The organism is Malaciobacter marinus, assembly GCF_003544855.1.
Lineage (GTDB): Bacteria > Campylobacterota > Campylobacteria > Campylobacterales > Arcobacteraceae > Malaciobacter > Malaciobacter marinus.
Genome location: NZ_CP032101.1, coordinates 239,917 through 254,117 on the forward strand (window position 1 = coordinate 239,917; position 14,201 = coordinate 254,117).

Annotated in this window: 14 protein-coding genes; 8 read left to right on the forward strand and 6 right to left on the reverse strand. The window is 28.7% G+C overall.

The annotated features are described in order from the left end of the window. Positions 1–11: 11 nt before the first annotated feature. Genes AMRN_RS01185 through AMRN_RS01205 form a run of 5 tightly spaced genes read left to right on the forward strand, consistent with a single transcriptional unit; the run spans position 12 to position 5,934 of the window. Positions 12–2,456, forward strand: a complete 2,445-nt coding sequence (locus AMRN_RS01185; RefSeq protein ID WP_099311887.1) for a molybdopterin-containing oxidoreductase family protein — start codon at positions 12–14, stop codon at positions 2,454–2,456. 2 nt (positions 2,457–2,458) lie between these two features. After that, entirely contained in the window at positions 2,459–3,097 is a 639-nt protein-coding gene (locus AMRN_RS01190) for a 4Fe-4S dicluster domain-containing protein (RefSeq protein ID WP_191282151.1), read from the forward strand. A 2-nt stretch (positions 3,098–3,099) separates the two neighbouring features. After that, complete coding sequence (locus AMRN_RS01195; protein WP_099311889.1) at positions 3,100–4,362, forward strand: polysulfide reductase; 1,263 nt, start codon at positions 3,100–3,102, stop codon at positions 4,360–4,362. A gap of 22 nt (positions 4,363–4,384) precedes the next feature. Further along, on the forward strand, positions 4,385–5,581 hold the full coding sequence (locus tag AMRN_RS01200) for a rhodanese-like domain-containing protein (protein WP_099311891.1): 1,197 nt from the start codon (positions 4,385–4,387) through the stop codon (positions 5,579–5,581). Positions 5,582–5,613: 32 nt separating this feature from the next. Continuing rightward, entirely contained in the window at positions 5,614–5,934 is a 321-nt protein-coding gene (locus AMRN_RS01205; RefSeq protein ID WP_079578815.1) for a cytochrome C, read from the forward strand. 65 nt (positions 5,935–5,999) lie between these two features. On the opposite strand, the gene rplT is transcribed toward AMRN_RS01205, so the two are convergent. The 4 genes from rplT to thrS all read right to left on the reverse strand — a co-directional run bounded on the left by rplT (position 6,000) and on the right by thrS (position 9,114). Further along, positions 6,000–6,359, reverse strand: a complete 360-nt coding sequence (gene rplT, locus AMRN_RS01210) for a 50S ribosomal protein L20 (RefSeq protein WP_099311892.1) — start codon at positions 6,357–6,359, stop codon at positions 6,000–6,002. 87 nt (positions 6,360–6,446) lie between these two features. After that, entirely contained in the window at positions 6,447–6,644 is a 198-nt protein-coding gene (gene rpmI, locus AMRN_RS01215; protein ID WP_099311893.1) for a 50S ribosomal protein L35, read from the reverse strand. Positions 6,645–6,766: 122 nt separating this feature from the next. Further along, positions 6,767–7,309, reverse strand: a complete 543-nt coding sequence (gene infC, locus AMRN_RS01220) for a translation initiation factor IF-3 (protein WP_099311894.1) — start codon at positions 7,307–7,309, stop codon at positions 6,767–6,769. Further along, on the reverse strand, positions 7,306–9,114 hold the full coding sequence (gene thrS / locus AMRN_RS01225) for a threonine--tRNA ligase (protein ID WP_099311895.1): 1,809 nt from the start codon (positions 9,112–9,114) through the stop codon (positions 7,306–7,308). Before thrS ends, infC begins: the two co-directional genes overlap by 4 nt. A gap of 123 nt (positions 9,115–9,237) precedes the next feature. Here thrS and AMRN_RS01230 point away from each other — a divergent pair, with 123 nt between their 5' ends. Then, the gene (locus AMRN_RS01230; RefSeq protein ID WP_099311896.1) at positions 9,238–9,750 is read left to right on the forward strand and encodes a hypothetical protein; all 513 of its coding nucleotides are present in this window, start codon (positions 9,238–9,240) and stop codon (positions 9,748–9,750) included. Between the two features lie 16 nt (positions 9,751–9,766). Here the strand turns inward: AMRN_RS01230 and AMRN_RS01235 are convergent, their stop codons facing one another. Continuing rightward, the gene (locus AMRN_RS01235; protein WP_099311897.1) at positions 9,767–11,269 is read right to left on the reverse strand and encodes a DUF3373 family protein; all 1,503 of its coding nucleotides are present in this window, start codon (positions 11,267–11,269) and stop codon (positions 9,767–9,769) included. A gap of 185 nt (positions 11,270–11,454) precedes the next feature. Beyond that, entirely contained in the window at positions 11,455–11,778 is a 324-nt protein-coding gene (locus AMRN_RS01240; protein ID WP_099311898.1) for a cytochrome C, read from the reverse strand. Between the two features lie 92 nt (positions 11,779–11,870). On the opposite strand from AMRN_RS01240, the gene AMRN_RS01245 reads away from it, so the two are divergent. Both AMRN_RS01245 and AMRN_RS01250 read left to right on the forward strand, forming a co-directional pair. Further along, complete coding sequence (locus tag AMRN_RS01245; RefSeq protein ID WP_099311899.1) at positions 11,871–13,199, forward strand: NFACT RNA binding domain-containing protein; 1,329 nt, start codon at positions 11,871–11,873, stop codon at positions 13,197–13,199. Positions 13,200–13,334: 135 nt separating this feature from the next. Continuing rightward, entirely contained in the window at positions 13,335–14,078 is a 744-nt protein-coding gene (locus AMRN_RS01250) for a complement resistance protein TraT (protein ID WP_118897338.1), read from the forward strand. The last annotated feature ends 123 nt before the right edge of the window (positions 14,079–14,201 follow it).

Here is a 14,201-nt window from a genome sequence, read left to right on the forward strand (position 1 = left end):
AGGAGTGAGAAATGCAAGTTGAAATTTCAAGAAGAAAATTTCTCCAAGGAACGGTTGCATTATCAGTAATTGCAAGTTCAAGTGCAATTTGTAAAGACACATCAAAACAAGATAAAATAAGTCTTGGTACAACAAAAACATCAAATAATAAAGATGTAAAGCTTATACCAACACTATGTGAAATGTGTGTTAATAAATGTGCTGCTTATGCAAGGGTTGAGAATAATATAGTAACTAAACTTGAACCAAATCCTCATTTTCCAAAATCACAAAATATGCTTTGTGCTAGAGGGAATGCTGGTATTCAAGCACTATATGATCCTGATAGATTAAAATATCCTTTAATTAGAATTGGAAAAAGAGGGGATGGAAAATATAAAAGAGTAACTTGGGATGAAGCATATTCTTATATTAGTGAGAAAATGACTAAAATTTTAGATGAAGAAAAAGACAATAGATCATGTTTTGGTTATTGTGCTGGTGAGGGTTTAGCTGAACATACATTTAAAACTTTTATGTCAAATAAAATTGGTTCATCAAACTTTGTAAATCATGCTTCTATTTGTTTACAAACTGCTGTTTCTGGATATGCTTTAACAATAGGAAAATATGGACAAGCAGATTTGCAAAATGCAAAATATGTAATTATGGCAGGTGCAAATAGAGCAGAAGCAATACTTACTCCTGATACGATGGATATTTTCAAAAGAACAAGAGGAAGAGGAACAAAGCTTATTGTTGTTGATCCAAGATTTACAAATACAGCAATACACGCAGATAATTACCTTGCTATACAATCAGGAACTGATTTAGCTTTTGTTTTAGCATTGACTTATCATGTAATAAAAAATGAACTTTATAATAGAACTTATGTAAAAAATAATTTCTCTAATTTTGATAAATATAAAGAACATGTTCTAAATAGTGAATATACTCCAAAATGGGCAGAAAAAATTACAGGAATTCCTGCAAGTGAAATAGAGCAAGTTGCCCAAGAGTTTATGGCAAATGCACCACAAGCTATTTATTATCAAGGTAGAAGATCAACTTGGACAAAAAATGATTTCCAATTAAGAAGAGCACAAGCAATTTTTACTGCACTTGGAGGAGGAATTGACGTAAAAGGTGGAATAGTTTTTGGTAAAAAACTACCTCTTGGAAGTCATTATGTAAATGCTCCTTTATATTCAAATCCAAAAGCTAGAATAGAAAAAGATGAAGCAGCAATTATTGGAGGAAGTGGTTCATGGATTGCATGGAGAAATATGATTGTTGAAGAAAGAACACCATATCCAATAAGAGGAATGTTTGTTTATAAGCAAAACCCTGTACTTTCAGTTCCAAATACTAAAAAAACAAAAGAGATGTTTGAGAAAATGGATTTAGTAGTTGTTATTGATACAATGCCAAGTGATACAGCCATTATGGCTGATGTTATTCTTCCTGAGTGTACATATTTAGAAAGAGAAGACCCTGTAAAATCTTTTCCTGGAGTTGAACCCTCAATTGCATTAAGAAAAAAAGTAATTAATCCTATGTATGAAACAAAACCAGTAGTTGAAATTATACATGGACTTGCTAAAAAATTATCTAAGCCATTATTTGAAATAAGTAAAAAATATGATGAAGACTTGCAAGATGAACTAGAAGGATTAAATAAAGAAGAGATTAAAGAGTTATATGAAGATAATGGATATAACTTGGCAGATGCCTTTGAACATTCACAAGAACATGTAAATAAAGAGATGTTTTTAGAAAAATATAATCAAGAAGCATGGGAAATATTAAATACAAAAGGTGTGTTTTATCCAAAAATGTTAAGTAGCTTTGAAAAAATTGATAATAACTCTTTTAGATATTATAAAGAAAAAGATAAATTTTTCACAGTTGTAAAATTAGAAAATGAAGAAGACTCTGATGATATTGATACATGTATAAATCCAAGAGATATTGCTGAAATTAAAAGACTTTTTTCAACACCAAGTAAAAAGATTGAGTGTTATTTAGAAAACCTTACAAAAAAAGGTATTGAACCAATGCCTGTATGGCATCAAGAAGATTTCAAAGAGATACCAAAAGGTAAATTCAAATTTATAACAGGTCGTCATGCTCAATTTACACAAAACTCAACAGCAAATAATGTAATGTTATTAGAATTAATGCCAGAAAATTATGTTTGGATAAATGAAAAAGACGCTAGGAAAAAAGGGATTAAACACGCAGATTTAGTAGAGATAAAAAGCAGTGTAGGAACAATACAAATAAAAGCATTTCCTACTGATAAAATAGTTGCAAATACAGTTTTTTATATTCATGGATTTGGCTCTAACTCTTCTGGAATGACATTTGCAAATAGAAATGGAGCAAGTGATAATGAGATAATTGAAGATGAAATAGAACCAGTGTTTGGAAGTGCAATTATGCATGAAACTATTGTTTCAATTAGAAAGGTTTGATTATGAATTATGCGATGGCTTTAGATTATCAAAATTGTATAAATTGTAAAGCATGTGAAACTGCATGTAAAGAAGAAAATGGTGTGCAATTAGGTGCAAATAAACAAAGAATATGGGTTGGTATTGTTGAAGGAAGTATATTTGATAAATCATTTATCAATTTATATCCCTCACAGTGTAATCATTGCGAAACTGCTCCTTGTGTTAGTGTATGTCCTACCAATGCTAGTTATGTTGGTGCAGGTGGAATAGTTCAAGTTGATTATAAAAAATGTATCTTATGTAAAGGTTGTATGGAAGCTTGTCCTTATGATGCTAGATTTGTAGATGATACAAAAGTTGCTGTAGATAAGTGTACATTTTGTGATCATAGAATTGAAGAGTATGGAACAACAGCTTGTCAAACAACTTGTCCAACAAATGTAAGAATGTTTGGAGATTTAGATGATGATAATAGTGATTTAGTAAAACTATTAAAGAAAAAAAGATTTTTCTTTTTAAAAGAGAAATCAAATACACGACCAAAACTTTTTTATATTGTTCCTGATTCAGAAAATTATGCAAGACAAAGTATCTCTCATGAAACTAAAATATACACGTGGGATGAGTATTTAGAAAAATATAGAGGTATAAGGGGGTAATTATGGAAAAGTTTACGATTGCAGGGCTTGAGATAAATAAAGCCTCTTTTAAAGATATGTTTTTAAATAAGATTATGCTTTTATCATATGTATTAATAGCCTTTGCTATATATGGTATATATGAGATTTATGAATTAAGATATTTTACAAAAGTTGCATCTACTCATTCAATGAGTTTAGATCCTTTTAACCCAGAGTTAAAAGAAGCTTTAAAAAGTGCAATATTTGGAAATGTAGGTGAAGTAAGTAGAGAAGTTCCTTGGACGCTATTCATCTCAAATTATATGTATATGATTTATACAGGAAGTGGAATCATATTTCTAGTTGCATTAGCAGAATTATTAAATTTTAAAATTGTAGAAAAATTAGCTGCTTCATTTATGGTAGCAGGTCTTGCAATGGTTTTTGCAGGATTATTTACAATTGCAACTGATTTAAACATGCTAAATATGAAATGGATGTTTTTAGATCCAAATACAAATGCGGGTATGTGGTTGATGTTACCTCTTTATTTTACATATATTCCATTTGTATTATTTGAAATATATTTAATACTTACAAATAAAAGAGAGTTAGCAAGGAAACTTGCATTCCCTATTTTAGTTTTAAGTATCGGTGTGGATTTAGTTGAATATTATATTCAAGCAAAGTTATTTTCTATGAATACTGCAAGACATTTTTGGACGGAGTTCCCTGGATTAATGTGGTACTTTATAATATCAGCATTTGTATCATCTTTAGGTGTAATGGGGATATTATCATATTTAGTACATAAGAATAAAAAAGGCTATAAAGAATTAATGTCTTTAATAAGAAAAAGTATGCTTTTTTTCTTGTATTTATTAGCCATATATGAGGTAGTAGGTTACTTAGTAATTGATAAAGATTGGGCCTTTATAATATTATTTGGTGAATTTAGAGTGTTATTTTTTGGAGGATATGTTCTTTTTGCTCTTGTTTTACCTTTTTTACTTTTAGTAAAACCAGATAGATCATACATAATACCAGCTTCAATCTCAGTAATTATAGGAGGATATATCGGAAGATACTTATTTGTTTATGGAGGAAATGCAAATCCTTTAACAAATAGATTTGGTGTAGGATATGAAAAGTATGACTTTTATAGTTTGACAACAAATTTTAACTATGTTAGCCCTCATTTGGGTGAGATATTTATTGTTGTGGGTTCTGTTGGAGTAGCTATATTTATATTTAAATTAGTTGATACTCTATTTTCAATTACTAAACAAAGAGATGTTCATTAATAACACAATTTAAGGAGAAGTTATGAAAGTTACAAAGTTTTTAGTAGCAGTTGTTTTAACTGCGAGTTTATCTGTTTCGGGTGTATTCGCTGCACAAGGTCAATCACTTGAAAAAGCAAGTGCAAAAGTACAAAAGTTAATTAAGAAAAATGATTTAAAAGTAGTAGGTTTTGAATATACAAAAAAAGCAGTAAATGGTGGAACAAAAACTACTGCAAAATCTATTTTAGTTGATGCAAGACCAGAAGCACAATATAAAAAAAGTACAATTCCATCAAGTATTAATATACCTGATACAAAATTTAAAGAGTTTGTTGTTCAGTTAAAAGATACTGCAAAAGATAAAGAGCTTATAGTATTTTGTGGTGGATGGAAATGTGGTAAAAGTCCAAAAGTTGCAGCAATGCTTAAGAAAGAGGGTTTTAAAAATGTTGTACTTTATCAAGCAGGTGAACCTGAATGGGCAAAGAAATCGTATACGGAAGTGTCTATAGCAGTTGCAAAAAGTGTACAGGCTAAAAATTCAGGATTAATTGTAGATGCAAGACCTTATAAAAAAACATTACAAGAAACAATTCCAGGAGCCATTGCAATTCCTGATACAAAAATAGATTCATTAATTGGAAGATTTCCTTCTAATAAAGATGAGAAAATTCTTGTATTTTGTGGTGGATATAGTTGTACAAAATCACATAAAGTTGCAAATAAATTAATTGAAACTAGATATACAAATGTTTCTGTTTATGCAGGAGGCTTGCCAGAATGGAAAAAAGCTGGACTTGCAACAACAGCATCAGGAGCATCAAAAATTACAACTGAAACATCTGATACAAAACCAAAGTTTAGTAAAAATGGTGTTATGTTAGGTTTAGATGAGGGAACAGTTGATGGTGAGTGGATAAAAAAACTTATTTTAGAAAAAAAAGTACCAGCAAATATTCAAATTGTTGATGTAACATCAAAAGAAGAGTTTAAATCAGGACATTTAATTGGATCAATTAATATAACAGCAGGTGATTTAACTGCAAAAGAGTTATATGAAAAATTACCAAAAGATAAAAGTGTTATATTTAATTGTACAGCAGGTGGAAGATCTTTAGAAGCTTGGACAAAACTACAAGAAGCTGAGTATGACTTATCAGAGATATTCTATTTTGATGCAAATATAGATTGCAAAGGTAATGATTGTAAAATTGAAGTTAATGAGCCATTAGGTTAAAAATAGAAAATAAATTAAAAAAAGGATATTAAATGTTAAAAAAATTATTAAAAGCAACAGCAGTTTGTCTTATTGCAAGTTCAATGTTTACTATATCTGCACAAGCAGATGCACTAAAAGGGCAAAAAATTATCATTAAGAAGTTAAAAAAAGATTGTGGATTTACAGGAGCTGTATTAGCAAAAAAACATACTCAAGATGAGTGGAAAGCTAAATTTGAATCAAAAACTTTAAATGATGAAATATTGGAAATTTGTCCTAAGGCAAAGCCACTTAAAAATAGTTATTTACCACATGTATATGACTTTTTATATAATTATGCAAGTGATTCAGGAAATGTTCCTTCTTGTTAATAAGAAATAAAAAAAGGAAGATGAGTTACTCATCTTCCTTTTAAATATTTAATTTGCAAATTTAATTATGTTGCTAAAGCATCTTTTGCTTTTACTACTAATGATGCAAAAGCTGCAGCATCATTCATAGCCATATCAGCTAAGATTTTTCTATCTAATTCAATATTAGCTAATCTTAATCCATTCATGAATCTTGAATAATTAATATCATTTAGTCTACAAGCAGCATTGATTCTTATAATCCAAAGCTTTTTGAAATCTCTTTTCTTTTGTCTTCTATCTCTATAAGCATATACTAATGAATGCTCAATTTGCTCTTTGGCTTTTCTAAAGTGTTTTCTTCTACCACTAAAAAAACCTTTGGCTTGTTTTAATATTTTTTTATGTCTTTTTCTTCTAACTACACCAGTTTTAACTCTAGGCATATCTTTCCTTTCTTTACCATTATTTATAGGTGTCGATTATTTAATCGAACTTATCCACAATTGTGGAGGGACTAAGTAATTTTTTTATTACGCTTTGTTTAACATTTTTTTAACTCTTGCATTATCAACAGATGCAACAGTTTGTTCACTTCTAAGATTTCTTTTTGTCTTAGGGCTTTTTTTAGTTAAAATATGGCTTCTAAAAGCTGAACCTCTTTTAATAGAACCATTTTTTTTCACTTTAAATCTCTTTAAAGCTCCACTATTAGATTTCATCTTTGGCATTGTGGAATCCTTTCTTTAAATTTGCATTTTCATTATTATTGAAAAAGTTTGTGATTTTACTTAAAATTAGCTTAAAATAAGTTTAAATATAGTGATTTAGAAGAGAAAAATCTCTTCTAAAATTAAGAATTGTTTTTATCTTCTTTTTTAGGAAGAACCATCATATTAACAAATCTTCCTTCTTGTTTAGGTTTTGCATCTCTTACCCCATAGTCTTCAAGCATAGGCCAAATTCTTTCAAGAACTTCAGCACCAGCTTCTGGGTGAGCCATCTCTCTACCTTTTAAGAAAACTCTACATTTAACATGGAATCCTTTTTCAAGAAATTCAATAGCATGTTTAACTTTATAGTTAATGTCATTATCTGCAATTTTAACAGAAAATTTTACTTCTTTAACAACAATAACTTTTTGTTTTTTCTTTGCTTCTTTTTTCTTTTTTTCTTGTTGGTATTTAAATTTACCATAATCCATGATTTTTGCAACAGGTGGCTTAGCAGTAGCTGCAATTAAAACTAAGTCTAGCCCTAGTTCTTCAGCAGTTGCAAGTGCATCTCTTGTTGGAATAATACCATAATTAGTTCCATCATCAGATGTACATCTTACTTCTTTTGCTGTAATGTTTTCGTTCATTAGTACTTCGTCTTTTTTATTGTTTCGACTCAAACTTCACATCCTTTTTTAATTTTTTCTAACATTGAAATAAACTCCTCTTTAGACATATTAGATTGCTCTCTCTTTCGTCTGTCTCTTAACGCAATAGAGTTATTTGCCACTTCTTCATCTCCAATAACAACAATCATTGGTACTCTTTGTTTTTCTGCCATTCTAATTCTTTTGTTTAAACTTTCGTTCATATCAAAAATCTTAGAATCTATATCATTATGAATAAGCTCTTTTTGCAAAGATTTTGCATATTCAACATGAGTATCTGCAATTGGAACAAGGATTACTTCTGTTGGAGCAATAACAAATGGAAACTCACCAGCACAATGTTCTGTAAGAATACCAATAAATCTTTCAAAAGAACCTAAAATTGCTCTATGAATCATCACAGGTTGTTCTTTTTCCCCTTTATCGTTTATATATTCTACATTAAATCTACTTGGTAAGTTCATATCAACTTGAACTGTACCACATTGCCATTTTCTACCAATAGCATCTAGAATTTTAATATCGATTTTTGGACCATAAAATGCTCCTCCACCTTCATCAATTCCATATGGTAGTTTGTTCTCATCTAAGGCATCCATAATACCTTTTGTTGTTTTTTCCCAAAACTCATCATCACCTATTGCTTTTTTAGGTTTTGTTGATACTTCCATTTCATATTTAAAATCAAATAGACTTAATAGTTTATCAACAAATTCTAAAACTTCAATAATAACATCTTTTACTTGTGCTTGAGTACAGAAAATATGTGCATCATCTTGTGTGAATTCTCTTACTCTAAAAAGCCCATGCATTGCTCCACTCATTTCATGTCTATGAACAACACCATATTCAAAAAGTTTTTTAGGTAAATCTTTGTATGAAACTAAATCATTTTTGAAAATTTGAATATGACCAACACAGTTCATAGGCTTAATACCATACTCTTGTCCATCAATTTGTGTTAAATACATATTCTCTTTATAGTTTTCATAGTGACCAGATGTTACCCATTGTTGAGCTTTTAAAATCTCTGGACCTCTTACAGGTTCATAACCTCTTACTCTATGAGCTTTATAAAGAATTTTTTCTAATTTACTTCTAAGTCTTGCTCCATTTGGTAACCACATAGGAAGACCAGCTCCAACTTCATCATTGAATGTAAATAGTTCAAGCTCAGTTCCTAGTTTTCTATGATCTCTTTTTTTTGCTTCTTCAAGCATTCTTACGTGATCATTTAACTCTTTTTTATCAAAAAATGCGATTCCATAAATTCTAGTGATCATTTCGTTTTCTTCATCACCTCCAAGATAAGCACCTGCTACTCTTGTTAGTTTAAAACTTCTAATCATTCTAGTGTTAGGAACATGAGGACCTCGACATAAGTCTTCAAAATCACCTTGTTTATATACTGTTAAGGTATCATCAGTAATATTTTTTAATACTGCTTGTTTAAGTTCATCGTTTGCAAACTTTTTTAGAATTTCATCTTTGGTTGTTTCATATCTTTGAATTGGTAGCTTTGCATTTGCAAGCTCTTTCATTTTCTTTTCGATTTTTGGTAGATCTTCGTCCGTTATTTTAGAATCTACTTTAAAATCATAATAAAATCCCTCTTTTACAACAGGACCAACAAAGAATTTAGCTTCTGGATATAACTCTTTAATCGCTTGTGCCATAAGGTGTGCACAAGAGTGTCTTAATATTTCTAAAGATTCAACAGAGTTATCATTTCTTATCTCTTCTCCAGTTATATTTAAAGCTTCCGCAGTTTGAAGGTCATAAATTTTACCTTCACTTAATACACCAATTGGTTCCAATAATTTCCTTTTCTTAATAAATTTTGCATTTGCAATTTTATAGAATTTCGTACATTTTAGCGCATTTGCACTTAAATTTAATCTTAATATTAGGTTATTAATAAATTTTAGGTAGAATATGGAATGATTTTAAACTTATCGAAGATAAAAACAGAAGCCTTATTATTGTTTTGCAAAGATTTAATAACTACATATAAAGATAGTAGTGAAAAGATTTTTGATATAGATGAAAAAGTTGATAAATATATCAATTCTATAAGTGAAGATATTTTAAAACAGATTAATAATGTCACTTTTGATAGTGAGCATTATCTTAAAAATAGAAATCACTATAGAATAAAAGCAGTTTTAAATGCATATAACTTTATAAATAAAGAGATATCAAAGTATTTAAGTAAAAATAGTACTTTTAATCCAGCTATGTTGTATTTAGCATTGCTTGCTGTATGGTTTAAAGAATTAGATAAAGAAAGAGATTCCAAAGAGTTTATTTATTTTACAATTTTTCCTTATGCAAATATGTATGATAAACTTTTATTGGAAGTAAAAGATGAAGAGTTTAAAAAAGTAAATATTGCTATGATGAATATTGCTGAAACTACAATTGTAAATTTAGATAGAGTCTCTTTAAAATAAGACTCTATCTACAAAACTAGAATCTATATCTAATATTTGCTGTAATATTTTGTGCTTCTTCAACATTATTATCTCTAATATTTGTTGGTTCACCTAAGTCTCCAAAGAAACCATTACTTCCTGCATAATCATATTTTATATGTGTATATCTAAGAGAAAAACTTAAAGCATCAGTTAACTTTTGATTTCTATAAACTTCCCATGCCGTACCACGTGCTGCTATTTTACTTCCAGCCATAGTATCTTCACCATAAGTCATAGGTCTCCAGTATTTACTACCTTTATTCCATTCAATTCCTACTCTTGCACTATCAGTTATTGGACAAGGCATATTTGCTCCAATCCAAAATGAGTGACCAGTTTCAGAATCTGTAGAACCAAGCATCGCATTACCTCCATCAGGACTTGTTTTACTCATGGCATATGAAGCAAAAATAGTGGTATCATCTAAAAAGTCTGAAATTCCACTTCCAATACCCCATGCTTTAAACATAACAGTAGCTAATTGTATATCACCGAAATTATCAAATTTACCTGTTGTTGGACTTGCATTTCCTTTATTGTCAATGCTCCCTTCCATACCTATTAAGTTCCAAGCTTTTGCATAGTTCATGTGAATAGAGTATTGCCCATCATCATAAGGAACAAAAATAACTCCAGCCATGTCAACATTTTCTGATGTGTCATTATCTTTCATATAATCTAAACCATCAGCAGAGAATCTAAGTTTTGCATTTGTAAGACCTCTTCCTGCACAAAACTTAAGCCACATACCACTAACACCTGTTATTTTGTCAAGGTTAAATCTTGCACTAGCTCCATCAAACTCAACATTTACAGTGTGTGATAGTGCTGATTTTCTACTTTGATCAGCTCTAAAGTTTATTCCTAATCCATCAGTTGAAGGTCTTCTTCCAACACTTGCAGTCCAAGAAACATCACTATTTCCTAAAAATGAGTCATTTTTATATAACCAATAAGCCTCTTTTACTTTTAGGCTATTATCATTTGTAGCAGCTTCATTTGTAACCCAATCAAAGTTGGCATTATTTGGAGTATCAACTTTATTATCTCCAAAAAGTTTGTTATATGATAGTGTTCCATAGAAGATTGAATTATCATCAGCTTGGAATTTCATTCCTAACCAAAGTCTATTTGAAAAAATCGCTTCATTTGAAACTTTTTTACCATTTCCTAATTTGTACTGAACATTATCATATTGAGTTCTAAAATCAATATCCCACTTAATGTTATCACCAGCATCATGTGCTTTAACATCTTGAATTTTTCTTGAATTTCTATCAACATTTTTTTCAAGTTTCGTAAATCTTTTATCTGTAAAGCTTTTCTCTAGATTAGATACTTTAGTTTCGTTTGAATTTAGTTTTGTTTCAAGCATTTGTATTTGTTTTTTTAATAATTGTATTTGTTTAAGCATTTCATTATTTGATGTATCAGAAGCAAATAAAGAACTACTTAATGCTACAGCGGTAGAAAGTCCTATTATAGTCTTTTTCATATCTTGTCCCTTTGTGTGTTATAAAAATAATAATCAAAACTTATAGTAGTGATTTTTATTTATCTTATAATTATTATATAACTTTAGCTTTTAATAGGTGCTTAATGAAGTATTATTTTTTATTATAATAAACATAAAAAAAGGGAAGTAACATAAGCTACTTCCCTTAAAAATATTTTATAAGATTAGCAAGATGGAACATTTCCTGAATCATTTGCATAGTCATATGCAAAATCAAAAAGATGATCTTGCCAACTTTGTTTAATTGAACCTTTTTTTACTTTTGGACATATTTTAATTATTTCATTTTCAAAATTTCCAGAATCTTTAATCTCTTTCCATTCATCTTGTGAATGTTTTGCAGCGAATTTATCTCCATTCATTCCACAAGGAGATTTTAATTTTTTAATAAAAATCTTTTGTCCTTTTCTTGAATCTGCTGATGCAGTTGATGCAGCTACTCCTAGTACTAATGCAGCAGCAAGAGCTATTTTTGCGAATTTTGTCATTGTAATTTCTCCTAATTTAAATTTGGGTACAATTATATTTTATTAATATAAAAAACCAAGACGAAAATATTATAACATAAAGTGAATTAATTGTGAAGTACTTTTTATTAAAACAAGTAGTAGAATATTTGAAAGAAAACGCCCATATTATAAAGCTTATAAAGCGAATTGACAATAATATAATTATAATTGAATTTAATAATAATAACACATTATATTTTGATATGACTAAGGGGCAAAGTCTAATTTATAAGAAAAAAGATAGAGCAAATGCTAAAAAAGATTATAATGCACCTTTTGATGTATTGCTTCAAAAAAGGTTTACAAATTCAAAAATTGAATATATAAATATATACAATGAAGATAAAGTAATAAATATTAAAGTAAATTCATCCTCATCTTACAAGAAGCTAACAACAATTTTACAACTAGAATTTACTGGAAAACATACAAATATTATTATTTTAGATGAAGATAGAGTAGTTTTAGAAGCATTAAGACATGTTGATGAGTTCTCTTCAAGTAGAATTGTAAAAACAGGGCATAAACTAGATGAGATACCAAGGCAAAAGTTTCAATTTGTACAAGGACATGAAGAGAATATTGAAGAGTATTTATATAAAGTTTATGAAACAAAAGAACAAAACTTTTTAGATAATTTAAAAAAACAAAAAATAGTAGGAATACAAAAGAAATTAAAAAAACTTAAAGATTTAATTGATTCACTTCCTCAAAAAGAAAAACTAACAGAAGAATCAAATTTATTATACAAAAATGCAAGTATAATTTTAAGTAATTTACATAGTATAAAACCCTATCAAAAAACTTTAGAAACCAATGACTATGAAGGAAATAAAATTAAAATTGAGTTGCAATCTAGCATGAATGCTTCAACATATTCAAATGAATTATTTAAAAAAGCAAAAAGATTAAAACAAAAAGCACTTAATATCTCAATTGAAAAAAGTAGCTTAATGCAAAAATATGAATTTTTATTAAAAATGAAATCAAATGTACAAAAATGTACAAATATTGATGAATTAGAGTTTTTATTACCTAAAAAACAAAAGAATCAAACAAAAACAGTAAAACAACAAAATTATGAAAATTTCTTTTTCAATGGTTATAAAATAATGCTAGGTAGAAATGAACGAGAAAATATTTATTTATTAAAAAACTCAAAAGCAAGTGATTTTTGGTTTCATTTAAAAGATAGAACATCTTGCCATGTAATAGTTCAAAATAGTAAAAAAACAATTCCAGATGAGGTAATAGTAAAAGCAGCCCAATTATGTGCAAAGTTTTCAGTAGAGTTCTCAGGAAATTATTTAATTGATTATACGCAAAGAAGAAATGTAAAAATTCAAAGTGGCTCAAATGTTTTATATAATCCTTATACAACAATTGAAGTTGATATATAATTATTTATTTTTAAATATAATTTTTTTATGAGAAAATAAAAAAATAATGAATTTTTACTTAAACATATCTTTATTTTTTAGAATATTTTATGACTTTTTTGATAATATTTCATGACCAATATCAAGGAGGAAATATTGAAAAGTTATATTAAAATTGGATTACTTACTTTAAGTTCAATTTTTATTATCTCGTTATTTACAGGTTGTGGAGCTTTACATACGGCAATTAAGAAAAGAAACTTAGATGTTCAAACAAAAATGAGTGACTCAATTTTCTTAGAGCCAGTTGCTCCAGAAAAGCAAATCGTTTATGTAAGAGTTAGAAATACTACTGATAAAGCTATCGATGTAGAAAGTGAAGTTAAAACTGCTTTTGAAAAAAGAGGATTTAAAATTACTAGAAATCCAAAAGAAGCACAATTTATGGTTCAAGCTAACTTACTTCAAGTTGGTAAAAGTGATGCAAGAACAGCAAGAAGTGCACTAGAGTCTGGATTTGGTGGAGTTGTTCTAGGAGCAGGAATCGCAGCTGCAAGTGGAGCAAATAGTGCTAAATCATATGCAGCTGGTGGACTTATTGGTGGTTTAGTTGCTTCTGTTGCAGATGCAATGGTTGATGACACTTATTATACAATGATAACTGATGTAGAGATTAGACAAAGACCCTTAGAAGGTGAAACAATTATTCAAAACGCAAATGCCAATTCAAAACAAGGTATGTCTGCAAATGTTAATCAAAAAATCAATACTAAAAATGCAAGATGGAAAATCTTTAGAACAAGAGTAGTTAGTACAGCAAATAAAGTAAATTTAGAATTTACAGAAGCAAAACCTAAACTTGTTGAGGGATTAACTAGATCTCTTTCTGGTATTTTATAATATAAGAAACCTAATTTTAGGTTTCTTATTATTACAACTAAATTTCTACTTAAATTACTTAAACTTATTTTTCACCAAATCAAAAGTGATAACATGCTAAACTTTTAACTATTTTACTTTTAG

Excerpts from the sequence above, each read along its gene's own strand:
- AMRN_RS01185 (WP_099311887.1), top strand. The coding sequence starts at position 12 with ATGCAAGTTGAAATTTCAAGAAGAAAATTTCTCCAAGGAACGGTTGCA.
- AMRN_RS01190 (WP_191282151.1), top strand. The coding sequence starts at position 2,459 with ATGAATTATGCGATGGCTTTAGATTATCAAAATTGTATAAATTGTAAA.
- AMRN_RS01195 (WP_099311889.1), top strand. The coding sequence starts at position 3,100 with ATGGAAAAGTTTACGATTGCAGGGCTTGAGATAAATAAAGCCTCTTTT.
- AMRN_RS01200 (WP_099311891.1), top strand. The coding sequence starts at position 4,385 with ATGAAAGTTACAAAGTTTTTAGTAGCAGTTGTTTTAACTGCGAGTTTA.
- AMRN_RS01205 (WP_079578815.1), top strand. The coding sequence starts at position 5,614 with ATGTTAAAAAAATTATTAAAAGCAACAGCAGTTTGTCTTATTGCAAGT.
- rplT (WP_099311892.1), bottom strand. The coding sequence starts at position 6,359 with ATGCCTAGAGTTAAAACTGGTGTAGTTAGAAGAAAAAGACATAAAAAA.
- rpmI (WP_099311893.1), bottom strand. The coding sequence starts at position 6,644 with ATGCCAAAGATGAAATCTAATAGTGGAGCTTTAAAGAGATTTAAAGTG.
- AMRN_RS01230 (WP_099311896.1), top strand. The coding sequence starts at position 9,238 with ATGATTTTAAACTTATCGAAGATAAAAACAGAAGCCTTATTATTGTTT.
- AMRN_RS01235 (WP_099311897.1), bottom strand. The coding sequence starts at position 11,269 with ATGAAAAAGACTATAATAGGACTTTCTACCGCTGTAGCATTAAGTAGT.
- AMRN_RS01240 (WP_099311898.1), bottom strand. The coding sequence starts at position 11,778 with ATGACAAAATTCGCAAAAATAGCTCTTGCTGCTGCATTAGTACTAGGA.